Below are 19,620 nucleotides of genomic sequence, written 5' to 3'. Positions count from 1 at the left end.
CCGGGCCGCCGGTCATTAAAACCAGGCGGCCCGAACGCAAGAGGATTTATCAAAATTGGTCAATTAATCAAATTTACGGGAGATTCCGCGCTCTTCCAGTTTTTTCAGAACAGCTGCCGGATCCTGGAATTTAGCCAGGAAAATCATTGCTGCAATCACATACGGCTTGTAGCTTGCCTCTTTGTACAGAGGAGTACGATACCGGTCAAATACAGAAGCCTCAACCTCACCGTCCTTGCAGCTTACATCGTTGATGTCAGCCGGCAGGCAGTGGAGATACAGAGCCTTGCCGTCCTTGGTTGTCTTCATCAGCTCTTCGGTACAGCACCAGTCTTTATGCTCTGCGTTCTGGGCCAGCAGCTCCTTCTCCAGAGCCTTAATGCCCTCGGAATCACCCTCTGCATACAGATTGGTTCTCTTTTCCATTGCTGCAAACGGAGCCCAGCTCTTCGGATATACAATATCAGCATCCTTAAATGCGTCTGCCATGTCGTGAGATACGCGGAAGGAACCGCCGGACTTCTCAGCGTTCTTTCTTGCAACCTCCTCAACCTCAGGCATTACCTCGTAGCCTTCCGGATGAGCCAGAACAACTTCCATTCCCATACGGGTCATCAGACCGATTACACCCTGAGGAACAGACAGCGGCTTTCCGTAGGAAGGAGAGTAAGCCCAGGTCATAGCCAGCTTTTTGCCCTTCAGATTTTCAACACCGCCGAACTCGTGGATAATGTGCAGCATATCTGCCATACACTGAGTCGGATGATCGATATCACACTGTAAGTTTACCAGAGTTGGCTTCTGCTCCAGAACGCCGTCCTTGTGGCCCTGGGTTACAGAATCAACAACCTCATGCATATAAGCATTGCCCTTGCCGATGTACATATCGTCACGGATACCGATTACGTCAGCCATAAAGGAAATCATGTTTGCAGTTTCACGAACAGTCTCGCCGTGCGCAATCTGAGATTTTCCTTCATCCAGATCCTGAACCTCCAGACCCAGCAGGTTGCAGGCAGAAGCGAAGGAGAATCGGGTTCTGGTGGAATTGTCACGGAATAAGGAAATACCCAGTCCGCTTTCAAATACCTTTGTAGAGATATTGTTTTCTCTCATGTAGCGCAGAGCGTCTGCAACGGTCCATACTGCTTCCAGCTCGTCATCGGTTTTCTCCCAGGTCAGGAAGAAATCGCCCTCGTACATTTCCTTAAAGTTTAATTTGTTCAGTTTGTCAATATAGCCCTGTAAAGTTTTATCCATGATGGAACCTCCATATTATTTATCATTTTTATTTTTCGGGAATTTATCTTGTATTGCTTAATTTGTAAAAGCTGTGCCGGTATTATTTGCAGTAAACGGTCGGAAGAGCAGCATAAACAGCAGCGCAGGTTACCAGATCCTGTTTCCAGGTCTTTTCGTTGGGAGCATGTGCCTGAGCCTCGGCACCCGGTCCAAAGCCGATGCACGGAATGCCGTTACGTCCCATAATGGAAACGCCGTTGGTAGAGAAGGTCCACTTGTCTGTCAGCGGCCGTGCAGTTCTCATTTCCAGAGTTTCCTCAGCGCCGATACGCTCTTCGCCATACAGATTAATATAAGCTTCCTCGAGAGCCTTTGTTACGTCGTGATCTTTCGGAATAACCCAGGTGGGGAAGTAGCACTCAATCGGATAAACCAGTCCGGTATAGGACGGGCGCTCGTAGTTATACATAGAAACAACAACATCATCGCCGTATTTCTTTACGCTTGGCAGGTTGCGAATCTCTTCCAGACAGCTTTCCCAGGTCTCACCGGCAGTCATGCGGCGATCCAGAGAAACTGCACAGGAGTCTGCAACTGCACAGCGGCTGGGAGAGGTGTAGAAAATCTGGGAAGTAGTAACGGTACCGCGGCCCAGGAAGTTTGCTTCCTCCCACTCCGGATTGTATTTCTGATCCAGCATTTTTACAAGACCCTTGATCTCTGTATCATCAGCAGCATCGTTCTCGTTCAGAGCGCGAACGTCCTGAAGAATGTCAGCCATTTTGTAGATTGCGTTGTCACCGCGCTCCGGAGCAGAGCCGTGGCAGGAAACACCCTTTACATCAACACGGATTTCCATACGTCCACGCTGTCCTCTGTAGATACCGCCGTCAGTAGGCTCGGTGGAAACAACAAATTCCGGACGAACCTTGTCTTCGTTGATGATGTACTGCCAGCAAAGACCGTCGCAGTCTTCCTCCTGAACGGTTCCGACAACCAGAACGGTATATTTGTCGCTCAACAGACCCAGATCCTTCATAATCTTTGCACCGTATACAGCAGATACGATACCGCCGCACTGGTCGGATACACCGCGACCGCCGATTTCTGTATCTGTCTCATAGCCCTCATAAGGATCAAATTTCCAGTTTTCGATATTTCCGATACCAACCGTATCAATGTGAGCATCAAAGCCAATCAGAGTTTTACCGGTTCCCATATATCCAAGAACATTTCCCATGGGATCGATCTCAACCTTATCGAACTCCAGCTTTCTCATTTCTTCTGCAATGCGGTCAATGTGCGCCTTTTCATCGCAGCTTTCGCCGGGGTATTTTACGATTTCCCGTAAAAACTTGGTCATATCTCTTCCATAATTCTGTGCAGCTTCTTTGATTTTTCCGTAATCAAGGCTCATTTTAATTTCCTCCGTTTTTGATAAGCATATTTTGTCTGGTATCTTTAAAAGGAGATTAGCGCTCCTTGCCTTCCCATACAATATTTTTATAACGCTCCGGATCCGTATCGCCCTCTGTCGAGAAGAGCAGTACTTTGGAATTCTCATCCAGTCTCAGATGCTCTCTTAATTCTTTATATTCGTCCATGGTCATGATGCAGGCCAGCACACCGAAGGGAGCTGCTCCGGATTCACCGGAAACCACCTGAGGATCACCCTTTATCGGAGCGGACAGCATACGCATACCCTTTGCTGCAACCCAGTCAGGAGCAGATACAAAGGTATCTACATGGTTTTTCAGGATATCCCAGGAAATGGTATTGGGCTCGCCGCATGCAAGGCCTGCCATAATAGTCTGCATATCCCCGTCAACAATCTGAATGCTGCCGTCGCCAACCTTTGCGCCCTTGTACAGACATGCTGCCAGATCAGCCTCCACAACAACAACCTTCGGAGGATTCTCCGGGAAACGGTTGGCAAAATAACCCTGAACAGCACCTGCAAGGGAACCGACACCAGCCTGAATAAACACATGAGTGGGGCGGTCACAGCCATATGCAGCAAGCTGTTCGTCTGCCTCCATTGCCATGGTTCCGTATCCCTGCATAATCCATGCGGGAATCTCTTCGTAACCATCCCATGCAGTATCCTGAACAACAACGCCTCTTGGAGTTTCAGCTGCTTCCTTTGCTGCAAGGCGAACACAGTCATCATAGTTCATATCTGTAATATCTACCTGAGCGCCTTCCTTCTGGATATTCAGAAGACGGGTCTGGGTTGTTCCCTTCGGCATATGTACAACAGCTTTCTGGCGAAGCTTATTTGCTGCCCATGCAACTCCGCGCCCGTGGTTTCCATCGGTTGCAGTAAAGAAGGTAGCCTGACCGAATTCTTCCCGAAGAGCGTCTGAAGTCAATACGCTGTAAGGAAGCTCAGATACGTCTCTGCCGGTTTCCTTCGCAATATAACGAGCCATAGCAAAAGAACCGCCCAGTACTTTAAATGCGTTTAATCCGAACCGGTAGGATTCATCCTTTACATAAACCTGACCCAGTCCAAGATAGGAAGCCATCTGATCAAGCTTTGCCAGGGGAGTGGTAGTATACTGAGGGAAACTCTCGTGAAAGGCGCGGGCCTTTTTCACTTCCTCCAGCGCCATTACCGGCAGTTGTTTATCATCGGTTTTGGGCATTGTATTGTAAGCCCACTCAATTGCTTTCATGTTGAAAACCTCCTGCATTATATAAAAATCCATGTTACTGTTTGCTTAGGGTGCTTCTGAATTCTTTTTTGCGGCATCAATATAGCTGTAAAGCGTAAACTTGGAGATGCCGAAATAAGAAGAGACCTTATCGCCGGATTTTGTTACCAGAAATGCTCCTGAGTCATTTAAAAACTGAATGGCGGAAATCTTTTCATCCTTTGTCATCAGAGCCACAGGCTTGCCGACAATGGCTACGGACTGCTCAATCAGTTCATCCAGAAGATCATTGACATTGTGGGTGATTTTTCTCGGCTCCTTGTTTTCTGTAGGACTGGTTTCAATCAGAGAGCGCAGTGCGTTGTCGATGCTGATAAGTCCTGTAATATCATAATTAATCGAAAAGATATACTGAATCTCATCATCTTCTCCACGGATGTACATGGTGCTGGATTTTAAAATCCTGCCGTCCTCTGTTCTGGTCAGATAAGCAAGCTTATCGGAAAGAGCTTTGGAATGCTTGTTTTTTGTCTCCAGCACAATGCCCGAAGGGCCGTCACCCTTGTGGCGGTTGCTGACATGACCGTTTTCTATATATACAATAGAAGACTCCATGTCCGCCCTTGTCAGGTCGTGAATCACAATCTCACAGGATGTTCCAAAATGTGTGGCAACTCCGTGAGCTATCTGGGTTAAAAAATCTAGGGTCTGTCTCATATGAAGTTCATCCTTTCGCGAAAGCATTTTCGGGCAGTGTTCCTTGGCCAAGACTGCCTGAAAATTTTTTTGATAAGTCCATCATACCATAAAAAAAACAAAATGCAATAGTTTTCTTAAAAAAATTTAGATGGTCTCAAATATTTTTTATTTTACTATTGCAATTATGGAAATTGAATGGTAGTATGTAGATATCAAAGCATGGCTGTTTGTGAATTACAACAAAATAAAAGGAGGTTCTTTCATGATTATTGTAGGAAATGGAAGATTAGTCACCAGAAACCCGGATGCTCCGTTTTATGAATCCGGCGCTGTTGCCATAGAGGGGAACTCTATTGTAAAAGCAGGAGAGCTAAAAACAATTCAGGCAGAATTCCCGAATGCAGAATTTATTGATGCAAAGGGCGGAGTGATTATGCCTGCCTTCATTAATGTACATGAGCACATTTACAGCGCTTTTGCCCGCGGTTTAAATATCAACGGCTATAATCCAAAGGGATTTTTAGATATTCTCGGTGGACAGTGGTGGACCATTGACCGCCATCTGACTCTGGAGCAGACCTATCTCAGCGCTATGGCTACTTATATTGACAGCATTAAAAATGGCGTAACCACTGTTTTTGACCATCACGCCAGCTTTGGCGCAATTACAGGTTCTCTGTTTGAGATTGAAAAAGCCGCAAAAGAAACCGGTATTCGCTCCTGTCTCTGCTATGAGATTTCTGACCGGGACGGAATGGACAAATCAAGAGAAGCCATTCAGGAAAATGTAGACTTTATCAAGCATGCTCTGGCTGACGACAGCGATATGATTACCGGTATGATGGGTATGCACGCATCCTTTACCATCTCAGATGAAACTATGGAACGGTGTGCTGCCATGAAGCCGGAGGGCGTCGGCTACCATATCCATGTGGCAGAGGGCATTGAGGATCTTCACGCCTGCTTAAAGGATCACGGCAAACGGATTATTGATCGTTTAATGGACTGGAATATTCTTGGTGAGAAAACCCTGACAGCTCACTGTATTTATGTGAACAAGCATGAGATGGAGCTTCTGAGAGATACCAACACTATGGTAGTACATAATCCGGAATCCAACATGGGCAATGCCTGCGGATGTCCGCCTACTATGGAAATCTTCCATACCGGAGTGCTGACTGGACTGGGAACAGACGGATATACCCATGATATGACAGAATCTTATAAGGTAGCCAATATTCTTCATAAGCATCATCTGTGTGATGCCAACGCAGCATGGGGAGAGGTTCCTGTGATGCTGTTTGAAAATAATGCAAAGATTGCTAATAGATATTTTAAAAAACCTTTAGGCGTTCTGAAGGAAGGCGCAGCAGCTGATGTTATTGTTACCGATTACAATCCGCTCACTCCCATGCATGCAGGAAATGTAAACGGTCACATTCTTTTTGGTATGACCGGGCGCAGTGTAGTGACAACCATTGCCAATGGTAAGGTTCTCATGAAGGATCGGGTTCTGACAACGATTGATGAAGAAAAAGTAATGGCTGACTGCCGTCAGGCAGCTGCCGCATTGGCAAAATCTATTAATGGATAAATTCCGGGGCACTTAGCGTCCCCCAATGATATTCAGTGATAAACAATACAAGGAGGAATACGTCATGAGCGACAGAATGACCCCAATGCCATTTAGTCAGATGATCAGATGGATTTTAAAAGAAAAGGAAGAACAGGGAACCGTATTTGGTGTTTATCATCCCTACCGCGCTGCAGACCAGTACAGCCGTCAGATTTTTGGACGGAAGCTGGAAACTCCTGTGGGACCGGCTGCAGGCCCCCACACACAGCTGGCTCAGAATATTGCAGCTTCCTACTACGGAGGCAGCCGTTTCTTTGAGCTGAAAACCGTACAGATTCTCGATGGTGAGGATTTGCCTGTCAACAAGCCCTGTATTAAGGCGGATGACGAATGCTACAACTGCGAGTGGTCTACGGAGCTTTATGTTCCCCAGGCTCAGGACGAGTACATCAAAGCATGGTTTTTATTAAGCGTAATGGCAAAGGAATTTGACCTGGGCGCTATGGATGGTTTCCAGTTCAACATGAGTGTGGGCTACGATCTGGAGGGAATCAAATCTGAAAAGGTAAATCGCTTCATCGATTCTATGATGAATGCAGCAGATATGGCAGCTTTCCAGGAGTGCAGACAGTATCTGTTAGATAACCTGTCTCTGTTCCAGAAGCTTACAAAAAAGGATGTTGAGGCAATTTCCCCCTGCATCTGCAATTCTGTAACTTTATCTACTCTGCACGGCTGCCCTCCTCAGGAAATTGAGCGGATTGCAACCTACCTGATTACAGAAAAAGGACTGAATACCTTTATTAAATGCAACCCGACTCTTCTGGGCTATGAATTTGCCAGAGAAACCATGGATAAAATGGGCTATGATTATGTGGCCTTTGGTGATTTCCACTTCAAGGACGATCTGCAGTATGAGGATGCTGTTCCCATGCTGAAACGGCTGATTGCTCTGAGTGCAGAAAAGGGACTGGAATTTGGTGTTAAGATTACTAACACCTTCCCGGTAGATGTTAAGCAGAACGAGCTCCCCAGCGAAGAGATGTATATGTCCGGAAAGTCCCTGTATCCGCTGTCTATTGCTCTTGCAGCAAAGCTCAGCAAAGAATTTGACGGAAAGCTTCGTATTTCCTATTCCGGCGGCGCAGATGCCTTTAATATTGACAAGATCGTAAAAGTAGGAATCTGGCCGGTTACTGTAGCAACCACCCTTTTAAAGCCCGGCGGATATCAGAGACTGGAGCAGCTTGCTCTGGCTACTCAGGAGGCAGGCGTTTCCTTCAACGGCGTTTCCTATGAAGCTGTTCAGAAGCTTGCCGATGAGGCTGTTACTGACAAACATCATGTGAAAGCAGTAAAACCCCTTCCGTCCAGAAAACTGAACCGTCAGGTTCCGCTGACTGACTGCTTTGTTGCTCCCTGTAAAGAGGGATGTCCGATTCATCAGGATATTACGGCATACCTGCAGCTTGTAGGCGAAGGAAAAATGAAAGAAGCCATGGAAGTTATCACAGAAAAGAATCCGCTTCCGTTTATTACCGGTACCATCTGCGCACACAACTGCATGAGCAAATGTACCAGAAACTTCTATGAGCATCCGGTACATATACGCAATGCAAAGCTGACTGCTGCTGAAGGCGGTTTTGCAGATTTAATGAAAAACTTAAAGGCCCGTGATCCGGAGACTGGAAAGACTGCAGCAATCGTAGGCGGCGGTCCGGCCGGTATGGCGGCAGCCTTCTTCCTCAGCAGAGCAGGTTTTGCCGTAACCCTGTATGAAAAAGAGGATTCCCTGGGCGGTGTGGTAAAACATGTGATTCCTGGATTCCGTATTTCTGATGAGGCGATTGCCCATGATGTGGCTCTTGTAACTGCCTACGGCGCCAAACTGCAGCTGAATACAAAAATCGAGAATCTGGACAGCCTGAAGGATGCCTATGATTATGTGGTGCTTGCTGCAGGTGCTTCCGAGCCAGGAGTCCTGAAGCTGGAAAAGGGCGAGCCAGTAAATGCCCTGGAATTTTTAGCAGACTTTAAGAAACATGACGGCAATCTGGATCTGGGCAAAAATGTTGTAGTAATCGGCGGCGGAAATACTGCTATGGATACTGCAAGAGCAGCAAAACGCACCAAAGGCGTAGAGCATGTATATCTGGTATACCGCAGAACCAAACGGTATATGCCGGCAGATGAGGAAGAGCTTGTTATGGCAGTAGAGGACGGCGTGGAATTCAAAGAGCTGCTGGCTCCGAAGGCCCAGGAAAATGGAATGCTTCTGTGTGATGTTATGAAGCTTGGGGAGATGGATGCCTCCGGAAGACGCGGCGTTGTTGCAACCGGAGAAACTGTTTCTGTTCCGGCCGACACCATCATCGCTGCAGTCGGAGAGAAGGTTCCCACTCATTTTTATGAAGCGTGCAGCCTGAATCTCAACGATCGCGGTAAGGTTCTGGTCAATCCGGATACCAAGGAATCCAGCGTAAAGAATGTATATGTAATCGGTGACGGTCTGGGCGGTCCGGCTACAGTTGTAGAAGCAATCCGTGATGCCCTGACAGCCTCTGAAGCAATTGCAGGAAGAAAGCTGGTACAGGACTTTGATGAAAAGGTTACTTCTGAGGATGTTTATCCCAGACGTGGTTCCCTTCTGGAAACCCAGGAAGGCCGTGTAGAAAGCGGACGCTGCTTAAGCTGCTCCTCCATCTGTGAAAACTGTGCAGAGGTATGTCCGAACCGTGCAAACCTGGCAATCCGGGTTCCGGGTATGGCAAAACATCAGATTATCCATGTGGATTATATGTGTAATGAGTGCGGAAACTGCCGGAGCTTCTGCCCTTATGACAGTGCTCCTTATCTGGATAAATTCACCTTGTTTGCCAATGTGGAAGATATGGACAACAGTAAGAATGAGGGCTTTACGGTATTAAATAAGGCTGAGGTTTCCTGCCGCGTCCGTTATCTGGGCAATATCATAGAATGGAAGTCTGGCGAAAAGACAGAGATTCCGGAAGCTCTCTGCAAGGTTATGGAAACTGTATGCAGAGACTATGAGTATCTGATTCAGTAAAACCAGCTTTTGCGTCGGAAAACAGCTGCCTGCCAGCAAAGGGGGGGAAGCTGTTTTCCTGGCGCATGTATTTGTCATCTGGTTTGTGATTATTTTCATATAAGGTTTCATTCATATAAAAGAAAAGGAAGGCGATGAACCATGAAAACATTGCTGAAAGGCGGACGGGTCGTATCCGGCAGAGGATGGATAGAAGCTGATATTCTGTTGGAGGATGATAAAATTTCCAAAGTAGAGGCTGATATTAGTGACAGCGATGCCAGAATTATAGATGTGACCGGACGTTTTATATTCCCCGGTTTTATTGATGCCCATACGCACTTTGATCTGGCTGTAGCCGGAACTGTAACTGCAGATGACTTTGAGACAGGAACCAGGGCGGCTGTCAGCGGAGGAACCACAACCATTGTGGATTTTGCCACCCAGTATCGGGGCGAAACCTTAAAAGAGGCTCTGGATAACTGGCACAGAAAGGCAGATCAAAAAAGCTCCTGTAACTATGGATTTCATCTGGCAATCTCAGAATTTTCGGAATCCATTAGCAGTGAGCTGGAAGAAATTATTCGTGATGGGGTCACTTCTTTTAAGCTGTACATGATTTACGATGACAATATGCTGGATGACGGCAGCATCTACAAGGTTTTGAAACGTCTGACCGAGCTTGGGGGCATTGCCGGCGTTCACTGTGAAAACAGCGACCTGGTAAAAGCCATGGTTCAGGAACAGAAGGAGCTGGGAAATCTTACCACCAGCGCTCATCCTGCCAGTCGTCCGCCTCTGGTAGAAGCAGAAGCCATTGACCGGCTGCTGAAGATTGCTGCTTTGGCTGATTCTCCGGTTATTGTTGTGCATTTAAGCACCAAAGCCGGTCTTAAGGAGGTTCAAAGCGCCCGGAAGCAGGGGCAGGAGGTCTATCTGGAAACCTGTCCTCAGTATCTGCTTCTGGATGACAGCGTTTATGATCTGCCTGATTTTGAAGGCGGAAAATATATCATAGCGCCGCCGCTCAGAAAGAAAGAGGATCAGGAGGCTCTCTGGGAGGCTCTGGCTGACGATTCTATCCAGACCCTCTCAACCGATCACTGCAGCTTTACACGGAAACAAAAGTCTGCTGGAAAAGAGGATTTCACAAAAATTCCGGGAGGAATGGCAGGTGTGGAAACACGGCCCGTCCTGATGTATACCTATGGAGTGGAAGCTGGACGGATTACCATGGAGCAAATGTGCCGCCTGCTTTCAGAAAATCCCGCAAAGCTGTATGGAATGTATCCGCAAAAAGGGGTAATTGCACCAGGAAGCGATGCGGATCTTGTGGTATGGAATCCGGAGACAGAGTGGGTTTTGTCTGCTGAAAATCAGACAGCCAATGTGGATTATCAGGCCTACGAAGGCTATCCGGTAAAGGGAATTGCAGAGCAGGTTTATGTGAATGGACAGCTTGCTGCTGAAAACGGAAAAATTGTAAAGGAACATCTGGGACAGTATGTAAAACGGGAGCCTTATACAAAGCTTTTCTAAAGCATACCGTTCCTTTCCTATCAAAATTGTAACTGTTCAGGACGGGGCATCTTTTTGTGGATTTTTCTTCCTGTTCTCCCGCCGTCCTGAATAGTTACTCAGAATTGCAAAAAGAAAGGGGGTTACGCTGTGGCAACATTTAAAGTAAATGGAGCTGTTGTAACACCGTCTAAGAATCAGAAGCTGCTTCGCTTTTTAAGAGATGAGCTTCATCTGTATTCAGTAAAAGACGGATGCAGTGAGGGCGCATGCGGTACCTGTACCGTAATTATTGACGGAGAAACGGTAAAGGCATGTGTTCCTGACACAGACGCTCTGGAAGGAAAAAATATCATTACTGTTGAGGGTCTGACTGCGTGGGAGAGCAAGGTGTTTACCTATTCCTACGGAGAAGCGGGCGCAGTACAGTGCGGTTTCTGTATTCCGGGAATGATTATGTGTACCAAGGCCCTTCTGGACAAAAATCTTGATCCGACAGAAGAAGAAATCCGTTACGCTCTGCGCAACAATTACTGCCGCTGTACCGGATATGTAAAAATCGTTGCAGCAGTTAAGCTGGCTGCAAAAATCATGAGAGAGGGAACGATTCCGAAAAATGGCACAGACAACTGGAAAATGGGTTCCAGTGTTCACCGGATTGACGTAGAGGAGAAGGTTCTGGGATATGGAAAATATCCGGATGACTACGATCTGGAAGGAATGCTTCATGTAGCGGTTCTGCGAAGCAAATACCCTCGTGCCAGGGTGCTTTCCATTGACACCTCTGCTGCAAAATCCCTGGATGGCGTTGCTGCCGTTTTTACAGCGGAGGACGTTCCCGGTGAAAATAAAGTAGGACATTTAAAGCATGATCAGTATTCTCTGATTCCTGTAGGCGGGCTGACTCATTATCTTGGCGACGGCATTGCCCTGATTGCTGCTGAGACAGCAGAAATAGCAGAGAAGGCAAAAAAACTGGTCAAAGTCGAATACGAGGTTCTTACACCTGTAAGAAATATTCAGGAAGCTGCTGCCCCGGATGCGCCCAAGGTATTTGATGAAGAGGAAAATAATATCTGCTCCTACAAGCATATCAGCCGGGGAAATGCAGAGGAAGCCATTAAAAATTCTAAACATGTAATTTCTCACCATTTTGAAACTCCGTGGACCGAGCATGCTTTTCTGGAGCCGGAGTGTGCAGTGGCCTATATCGACGAGGATGATGACGTTTTTGTTTATTCTACGGATCAATCTGCCCATCAGACCCTTCACGAATGCCAGATGATTCTTGGAACTGACAAGGTAAAGGTTCAGAACGCCCTGGTTGGCGGTGGATTTGGCGGCAAAGAGGATATGACAGTTCAGCATCTTGCAGCTATGGTTACCTATCTTACCAGACGTCCTGCAAAATTAAAGCTGTCCCGGGAAGAATCTCTTCTGGTTCATCCCAAACGCCATCATTTCGAAATGGACTTTACCATGGGCTGTGATGAAAATGGTAAAATTATGGGTGTACAGGCGAAGGTTTACTCTGATACTGGCGCATTCATGTCTCTGGGCGGTCCTGTTCTGGAGCGCGCCTGTACCCATGCGGCAGGTCCCTACAATTATCAGAATTTCGATATTGAAGGAACGGCTTATTACACCAACAATCCGCCGGCAGGAGCCTTCCGCGGATTCGGCGTAACCCAGACCTGCTTTGTAACAGAAACTCTGTTAAATATGATGGCTGACGAGGTGGGAATTACTCCGTGGGAAATCCGCTATCGCAACGCCATCCGTCCCGGCCAGGTTCTTCCCAACGGACAGATCGTAGATGAATCCACCGGTCTGGTAGAAACTCTGGAGGCCATTAAAGAGGATTATGACGCTGCCATGGCAGCCGGCAAGCCGGTTGGTATTGGATGCGCCATGAAGAATGCTGGTGTTGGCGTTGGAATTCCGGATACCGGACGCGTAAAGCTGATCGTAGAGGAAGATAACAAGCTTCACATCTATGCAGGCGCTTCCTGTATCGGACAGGGACTGGGAACTGTACTTGTCCAGATTGTAGTGGAGGAGACGGATCTTCCGGCAGACAGCATTGTGTATGAACGAAGCAATACCTGGATTGCCCTTGACTCTGGAACTACCTCCGGCTCCCGCCAGACTCTTATCACCGGTGAGGCCTGCATGAGAGCCTGCCGTGAGCTGATGAAAGAGCTGAATGCAGGAAAGACCCTGGCTGATGTAAAAGGACAGGTATTTTACGGAGAATATCTTGCAAAAACAGATCCTCTTGGAGCAGATGTTCCCAACCCTGTATCCCATGTTGCCTATGGATATGCAACTCAGATGTGTATCATTGATCCGGAAACAGGAAAGATTGAAAAAATGGTTGCAGCCCATGATGTTGGAAAGGCAGTCAATCCACTGTCCTGCGAAGGTCAGATAGAAGGCGGAGTAGTTATGTCTATGGGTTACGCTCTGACTGAGCGCTATCCGATTGACGATAACTGTAAGCCGATTGATAAATATGGCTCTCTGGGTCTGTTTAGAGCCCACGAGCTTCCGGAAATCAAGGCCATTGTCATTGATAAGCCGGGACTGAAGGTTGCAGGCGGTGCTATCGGTATCGGTGAGATTACCTCTATCCCAACTGCACCGGCCATTGCCGATGCTTATTTCCGTTACGATCATGAGAGACGGTATGAGCTCCCACTGAAAAATACACCTTATGAAAGGAAGTGGTAACTATGGCAGCAAAGAAAAAATTTCCCTATCACTCTGCATTTGTTGCCTGCAACGGCGGATGTCATGAAGGAAATGGTGATTCCTCCTGTTCCTATGGCTGTATAGCCTGCGGTCTGTGCGTCAACACCTGTCCCTACGGTGCCATTTCCATGAATGAATACGGCGTTGCCGAGGTAGACGAGAAAAAATGTACCGGCTGTGGACGATGTGCAGAAGCATGTCCCCAGCAGATCATCCATATCCATGAGGATGCCAATTTTATTGCTGTAAAATGCTTCAACCATGACAAAGGCGCTGCATCCAGGAAACAATGCGACGTCAGCTGTATTGGTTGCGGCATCTGTGAAAAAACATGTACCGCCTCTGCCATTCACGTAATCGACAACTGTGCAGTGATTGAAGAAAAATATTGTCTGAGCTGCGGAATGTGCGCTGTTAAATGTCCGCGCCACGCTATTTATGATTTAAGAGGAGTGCTGACTCCGACAAGATAAGGCAGAAAAAAGCAACGAATCAAAGGACCGCCGCTCCATGGAAGAGAAATCCTCTGTGGAGCGGCAGTTTTTATGTCATAGGATTAGGGTGTCAAAAGGGTAATTTTAACAAAAACACGTTTTACCTCAATAAAGTGCATGGGCATGTAGGGTGAAAATAGATATTTTTTGCTGTATTTCTCCCACTTACTGTTCTAATAAGCACAGTTTTTTGAGATTCGTATTTTTCTCATGCGTCATTCCTTTTTTAAATGACCTTTTGACACCCTAATCGTCATAGGAAAGTGCGTCCTATGAAATAAAAACGCTCCGCGAGGATCGCCATGCGGCGGCAGAGAATTTTAAGATAAAATTCAAAAAAACAAAAAGCGCTTTTGCATTTGGTATGCTATACTATTATCATGGAGGATTTGTCAGATTACAGAGATTCACAATCTGTATCCCGTATTGACTCTTTCCAGTGGTTTTTATCTGTTTTATCTGATACTTTTCATTCATTTAAGGGTTGGAAAACGAAAACAAAACGAATAGTTACAAGGAATAAAGGAATAAAACTATGAAAACGGCAATCTATTTTCTGGATGCCTCCTCTGTTCCGGAAGAGGAGGCGCTTTTACGGGCAGCAGGAGAGCTTTCCCGGAGCCGACAGGAAAAGGCGGCAAAGCTTCGCTTTCCGGAAGACAGGATTTTATCTCTGGGCGCAGGACTGCTTCTGGACAGGGGACTGCAAAGGTATGGTCTTCGAGAGAGAGACTTAGAGCTGGAATACCGGCACAACGGAAAACCTTATCTAAAGCATTATCCGGAGCTTTATTTTAACCTGTCCCATTCCGGCACTATGGTAATGGCAGTATTTTCGGATCGGGAAATCGGCTGTGATATTGAAAAAATACGAAAAACAAAAATGGTTCTTGTACACCGGTATTTTACCAAAAATGAGCAGCTGTTTCTGGAACAGGAACGCCCGGAACAAGAAACCGATCGTCTGTTTTCCCGTTATTGGACTCTGAAGGAAAGTGTATTAAAGGCCACTGGAGAGGGGATGCGTCTTCCTTTAGACAGCTTTGAACTGCAGCTTGCAGAATTCCCTTCTGAGGCTCCTGTGAACCTGGTATGGCACACAGAAGCAGGAAAGAAGTTTTCTTCTTTTTCCTTCCGGGAATACGAATTTTCCGGATATCAGGCTGCTGTCTGCCGGGACGGGGCTGATGATGGCCTTTCCAATGTTTTTTTCTCTTTTCAAAACCTACAAGATGTGGTAAGATAACCACGTAAGCAATGAGTACAGAAACAGGATCCTGTGTTTTTGTACAGAGTTGCAGAGCAAAGGAGAAAGATTCCATGGATATGAAACGTGTATTTCTGAAATTAAGCGGCGAGGCTCTGGCCGGACCGAAAAAAACCGGATTTGATGAGGATACGGTAAAGGAAGTTGCCAGACAGGTTAAGCTGTCTGTAGATGCAGGCGTACAGGTAGGTATTGTAATTGGCGGCGGAAATTTCTGGCGCGGACGTACCAGCGATGCGATTGAGCGGACAAAAGCCGATCAGATTGGAATGCTGGCTACGATTATGAACTGTATTTATGTGTCTGAGATTTTCCGCAATGCCGGAATGAAGACCCATATTTTCACACCATTTGCCTGCGGCACCATGACGGAGCTGTTCTCTAAGGATCGGGCCAATGCGTGCTTCGAAAACCAGGAAGTAGTATTTTTTGCAGGCGGCACCGGACATCCTTACTTCTCCACAGACACAGGAATTACCCTGCGGGCGGTTGAGATGGATGCAGACTGTATTCTGCTGGCAAAATCGATTGACGGTGTATACGACAGCGATCCGGCAAAGAATCCGAATGCAAAAAAATACGATACCATCAGCATTCAGGAAGTGATTGATAAAAAACTGGCTGTAGTGGATCTTACTGCGTCTATTATGTGTCTGGAGCACAAGATGCCCATGGCAGTATTTGATTTAAATGAGAAAGACGGCATTGCCAATGCAATGCAGGGAAAAATAAACGGCACCATTGTGACCGTTGAATAACAGGAGGTTTTTATGCAGGACGAATTAAAGGTTTATGAAGGTAAGATGGAAAAAACACTGGACGTGCTTCTGGACGAGTTTGGTTCCATTCGCGCAGGCCGTGCCAATCCGCATGTGTTGGACAGAATCAAGGTAGATTATTACGGTACCCCTACTCCTATTCAGCAAGTCGGCAATATTAACGTACCTGAGGCACGGATGATCGTGATTCAGCCCTGGGAAAAATCTCTGTTGAAATCCATTGAGAAAGCTATTCTGACTTCTGATCTGGGTATCAATCCAACCAATGACGGCAGCGTGATCCGTCTGGTTTTCCCGGAGCTTACAGAGGAACGCCGTAAGGATCTGGCCAAGGACGTTAAGAAAAAAGGTGAGGCCGCCAAGGTTGCTGTCCGTAATATACGCCGCGATGCAAATGAATCTCTGAAAAAAATGGAGAAAAACGGCGACATTTCCGAGGATGATTTAAAAGACGGCAATGATAAAATTCAGAAGCTGACTGACAAGATGATCGACAAGATCGACAAAGCAGTAGAAACAAAAACCAAAGAGATTATGACTGTATAATCCCATGTAACTATTCAGGACGACGGGAAGGTTGGCGGAAAAATTCTTGTAAAGCTCGCTTGTAAAGGAATTTTCCTGCCAGCTCTCACATCGGAGATTTCTCCGATACTTCTTGTTCGGCTTTGCCGGACAAGAAGGTGCCCCGTCCTGAACAATTACAATCTAATTTGTATATGAGCAGTATGGCGGGGCAGGGAAGGATCCCTGTCCCGCTGCTGTGTCGTGCATTTATATTTGAGCAGGGAGGAATTTTATGAATCAGAATCTGGATGGCATGGTAATCCCCAGACATGTGGCGCTTATTCTGGACGGCAACGGACGCTGGGCCAAAAAACGGGGACTTCCCCGCACCATGGGACACAAGGAGGGCTGTGTTACGGTGGAGAAAACCGTAGAAGTTGCTGCCCGCATGGGAATTGAGTATCTGACCGTATATGGTTTTTCCACAGAAAACTGGAAGCGTTCTTCCGACGAGGTGGGCGCTCTGATGCAGCTTTTCCGTTTTTACATGGTCCGCCTGTTAAAAATTGCTTCCGCCAATAATGTGCGGGTAAAAATGATTGGTGACCGCACCCGTTTTGATCAGGACATTATTGACGGCATCAACCGGCTGGAACGGGAGACAAAGGACAATACCGGACTTACCTTTGTAATTGCCGTAAATTACGGCGGCCGGGACGAGCTTACCCGCGCAGTCAGAAAGCTGGCTGCTGACTGCTGCGCAGGAAAGCTGGAGCCTTCAGCCATAACAGAACAGGTGGTGAATTCCTATCTGGATACTGCAGATATTCCGGATCCGGATCTTCTGATACGAACCAGCGGAGAGCTGCGGCTGTCCAATTATCTTCTGTGGCAGCTTGCCTATACAGAGCTTTATGTGACAGATTGTCTCTGGCCTGATTTCAACCAGGAAGAGCTGGAAAAAGCCATTCTTTCCTATAACCGGCGTGATCGGAGATTCGGCGGAGTCAAATAAACAGAAACAGCAGCTAAAAAGAAAAAGGAGGACCGTTGATGTTTGCAAAACGGTTGATAAGTGGTATTATTCTGGTTATTCTTGCTATCATAATAGTAGGGCAGGGCGGATTGCTTCTATACGGCACCATGACAGCCATTTCTCTGATTGGCATGTATGAGCTGTATCGTGTCCTGAATATGGAAAAAAGTCCGCTGGCAGCTGTCGGCTATCTGACTGCCGTAGCCTATTACGGGCTTGTATGGTTTGAGGGAACCAGTCATGTAACCCTTCTTGCCATCGGTACTCTGATGGTGATGATGAGCCTTTATGTGTTTCAGTTTCCCAAATATAAAACAGAGGAGGTTGCCTGCGCCTTTTTTGGGGTATTCTATGTGGCAGGCATGCTTTCCTATCTCTACCAGGTAAGGGCCATGGCTGATGGCAAATATCTGGTGTGGCTGATCTTTTTAAGCTCCTGGGGCTGTGACACCAGTGCCTATTGTGTGGGTATGCTTTTTGGAAAACACAAAATGGCGCCTGTGCTGAGTCCGAAAAAATCCATTGAGGGAGCCATAGGCGGAATCGCAGGCTCCGCACTTTTAGGCATTCTGTTTGCAGGGATCTTCGGTGCGAAGTTCTCCTCTGTAGCCAATCCCCAGGCTGCCTGCGCTATTGCCTGCGCCATTGCCGCAGCAATCTCCCAGATTGGAGATCTTGCTGCCTCTGCCATTAAGCGGAATCACAACATCAAGGACTATGGCAATCTGATTCCCGGTCACGGCGGTATTTTAGACCGGTTTGACAGTATGCTGTTTACTGCGCCGGCGATTTATTTTGCAGTAACATTTCTTGTATCCTAAAAAACTTCCTAGGATACAAAAGCGCTCTGTGAAGATGCGCACATTCTTTTTTGATAAATGCTGACAAGGAGGATACCAATGAAAAAAATAGCAATTCTCGGGTCTACCGGTTCTATCGGCACACAGACTTTGGAGGTTGTAGAGAATAATGGAGATATTCAGGTAACAGCCCTGGCTGCAGGGAGCAATATTGTCCTTTTAGAGCAGCAGATCCGGAAATTCCATCCGAAGCTGGCCTGCGTGTGGGACGAGAAAAAGGCTGCAGATCTTCGGGATAAGATCCGGGATCTGGATGTGCGGGTTGTCTCCGGTATGGATGGACTGTTAGAGGCAGCCACAGAACCCCAGGCAGAAATTGTAGTCACTGCTGTTGTGGGCATGATTGGAATTCGTCCTACCATTGCAGCTATGGAGGCCGGAAAGGATATTGCTCTTGCCAACAAGGAAACTCTGGTAACTGCAGGACATCTGATTATGCCTCTCGCGGAAAAAATGCATGTGCGGATTCTTCCAGTGGACAGTGAACACAGTGCCATTTTCCAGAGCTTAAACGGTGAAAATAAAAAAGAAATTCACAAAATTCTCCTGACTGCTTCTGGCGGTCCCTTCCGCGGATGGACCCGAAAACAGCTGGAAGGCGTTCGGGTAGAAGATGCCTTAAAGCATCCTAACTGGGCTATGGGACAGAAAATTACCATTGATTCTTCAACTATGGTGAACAAGGGACTGGAGGTTATGGAGGCCCGCTGGCTGTTCGGCGTGGAAATGGATCAGGTTCAGGTCGTAGTTCAGCCACAGAGTGTCATTCACTCCATGGTAGAATTTAAAGACGGAGCCATTATGGCTCAGCTTGGCACTCCAGACATGAAGCTTCCGATTCAGTATGCCCTTTACTACCCGGAGAGAAGATATCTTCCGGGAGAGCGTCTTGATTTTGCAAAACTGAGAAAGATCACCTTTGAGGCTCCGGATATGGAGGTCTTCCGCGGTCTTTCGCTGGCTTACCAGGCAGGCAGGAGAGGCGGTTCTCTTCCTACGGTTTATAATGCTGCCAACGAATATGCTGTCGGCAGATTTTTAAAGAAAGAAATTCCTTATCTGACCATCATTGATATGATTGAAGGCGCCATGGCGCATCACAAGGTGGTCGAAAATCCTGATGTAAGTCAGATTCTGGCTGCAGAGCAGGAAACTTATGATTATATAGAAAGCAGGTGGTAAATT

At 46.9% G+C, this 19,620-nt stretch carries 15 protein-coding genes; 11 read left to right on the top strand and 4 right to left on the bottom strand.

Annotated elements, in window-relative coordinates; translation table 11 throughout:
* Positions 1–63: 63 nt before the first annotated feature.
* The 4 genes from ygeW to ACESON_RS02405 form a co-directional block, all read right to left on the bottom strand.
* Positions 64–1,260 carry a knotted carbamoyltransferase YgeW gene (ygeW, locus tag ACESON_RS02420; RefSeq protein WP_373108346.1) on the bottom strand — a complete coding sequence of 399 codons (1,197 nt, stop codon included), beginning with the start codon at positions 1,258–1,260 and terminating at the stop codon, positions 64–66.
* A gap of 82 nt (positions 1,261–1,342) precedes the next feature.
* Positions 1,343–2,659, bottom strand: coding sequence for a YgeY family selenium metabolism-linked hydrolase (locus ACESON_RS02415; protein ID WP_373108345.1), 1,317 nt, complete (start codon positions 2,657–2,659; stop codon positions 1,343–1,345).
* Between the two features lie 55 nt (positions 2,660–2,714).
* Complete coding sequence (gene dpaL / locus ACESON_RS02410; protein ID WP_177959647.1) at positions 2,715–3,920, bottom strand: diaminopropionate ammonia-lyase; 1,206 nt, start codon at positions 3,918–3,920, stop codon at positions 2,715–2,717.
* A 45-nt stretch (positions 3,921–3,965) separates the two neighbouring features.
* Positions 3,966–4,616 carry a PAS domain-containing protein gene (locus ACESON_RS02405; protein WP_177959648.1) on the bottom strand — a complete coding sequence of 217 codons (651 nt, stop codon included), beginning with the start codon at positions 4,614–4,616 and terminating at the stop codon, positions 3,966–3,968.
* A 244-nt stretch (positions 4,617–4,860) separates the two neighbouring features.
* On the opposite strand from ACESON_RS02405, the gene ssnA reads away from it, so the two are divergent.
* The 11 genes from ssnA to ACESON_RS02350 all read left to right on the top strand — a co-directional run bounded on the left by ssnA (position 4,861) and on the right by ACESON_RS02350 (position 19,617).
* On the top strand, positions 4,861–6,192 hold the full coding sequence (gene ssnA, locus ACESON_RS02400) for a putative aminohydrolase SsnA (protein ID WP_373108344.1): 1,332 nt from the start codon (positions 4,861–4,863) through the stop codon (positions 6,190–6,192).
* Between the two features lie 64 nt (positions 6,193–6,256).
* Positions 6,257–9,241: a putative selenate reductase subunit YgfK gene (gene ygfK / locus ACESON_RS02395; RefSeq protein ID WP_373108342.1), complete on the top strand. Its 2,985-nt coding sequence runs from the start codon at positions 6,257–6,259 to the stop codon at positions 9,239–9,241.
* Between the two features lie 141 nt (positions 9,242–9,382).
* Positions 9,383–10,759 (top strand): dihydropyrimidinase, encoded by a 1,377-nt coding sequence (hydA, locus tag ACESON_RS02390; RefSeq protein WP_177959651.1) that lies wholly within the window; start codon positions 9,383–9,385, stop codon positions 10,757–10,759.
* Positions 10,760–10,888: 129 nt separating this feature from the next.
* Positions 10,889–13,471, top strand: coding sequence for a selenium-dependent xanthine dehydrogenase (xdh, locus tag ACESON_RS02385; RefSeq protein ID WP_373108339.1), 2,583 nt, complete (start codon positions 10,889–10,891; stop codon positions 13,469–13,471).
* Positions 13,472–13,473: 2 nt separating this feature from the next.
* Positions 13,474–13,965, top strand: coding sequence for a 4Fe-4S binding protein (locus tag ACESON_RS02380; RefSeq protein WP_373108338.1), 492 nt, complete (start codon positions 13,474–13,476; stop codon positions 13,963–13,965).
* A 556-nt stretch (positions 13,966–14,521) separates the two neighbouring features.
* Entirely contained in the window at positions 14,522–15,232 is a 711-nt protein-coding gene (locus tag ACESON_RS02375) for a 4'-phosphopantetheinyl transferase superfamily protein (RefSeq protein WP_373108337.1), read from the top strand.
* Positions 15,233–15,306: 74 nt separating this feature from the next.
* The gene (pyrH, locus tag ACESON_RS02370; RefSeq protein ID WP_177959655.1) at positions 15,307–16,011 is read left to right on the top strand and encodes a UMP kinase; all 705 of its coding nucleotides are present in this window, start codon (positions 15,307–15,309) and stop codon (positions 16,009–16,011) included.
* Between the two features lie 12 nt (positions 16,012–16,023).
* On the top strand, positions 16,024–16,578 hold the full coding sequence (gene frr, locus ACESON_RS02365) for a ribosome recycling factor (protein WP_177959656.1): 555 nt from the start codon (positions 16,024–16,026) through the stop codon (positions 16,576–16,578).
* 253 nt (positions 16,579–16,831) lie between these two features.
* Positions 16,832–17,554, top strand: coding sequence for an isoprenyl transferase (locus ACESON_RS02360; protein WP_177959657.1), 723 nt, complete (start codon positions 16,832–16,834; stop codon positions 17,552–17,554).
* Between the two features lie 38 nt (positions 17,555–17,592).
* Positions 17,593–18,396: a phosphatidate cytidylyltransferase gene (locus ACESON_RS02355; protein ID WP_177959658.1), complete on the top strand. Its 804-nt coding sequence runs from the start codon at positions 17,593–17,595 to the stop codon at positions 18,394–18,396.
* A 78-nt stretch (positions 18,397–18,474) separates the two neighbouring features.
* Positions 18,475–19,617: a 1-deoxy-D-xylulose-5-phosphate reductoisomerase gene (locus ACESON_RS02350; protein ID WP_373108334.1), complete on the top strand. Its 1,143-nt coding sequence runs from the start codon at positions 18,475–18,477 to the stop codon at positions 19,615–19,617.
* The last annotated feature ends 3 nt before the right edge of the window (positions 19,618–19,620 follow it).

The organism is Lachnoclostridium sp. Marseille-P6806 (genome assembly GCF_964238185.1).
Taxonomy (GTDB): Bacteria; Bacillota; Clostridia; order Lachnospirales; family Lachnospiraceae; genus Brotaphodocola.
Note: the sequence above shows the minus strand (reverse complement) of the source record. Positions and strands in the feature narration are given on the sequence as shown.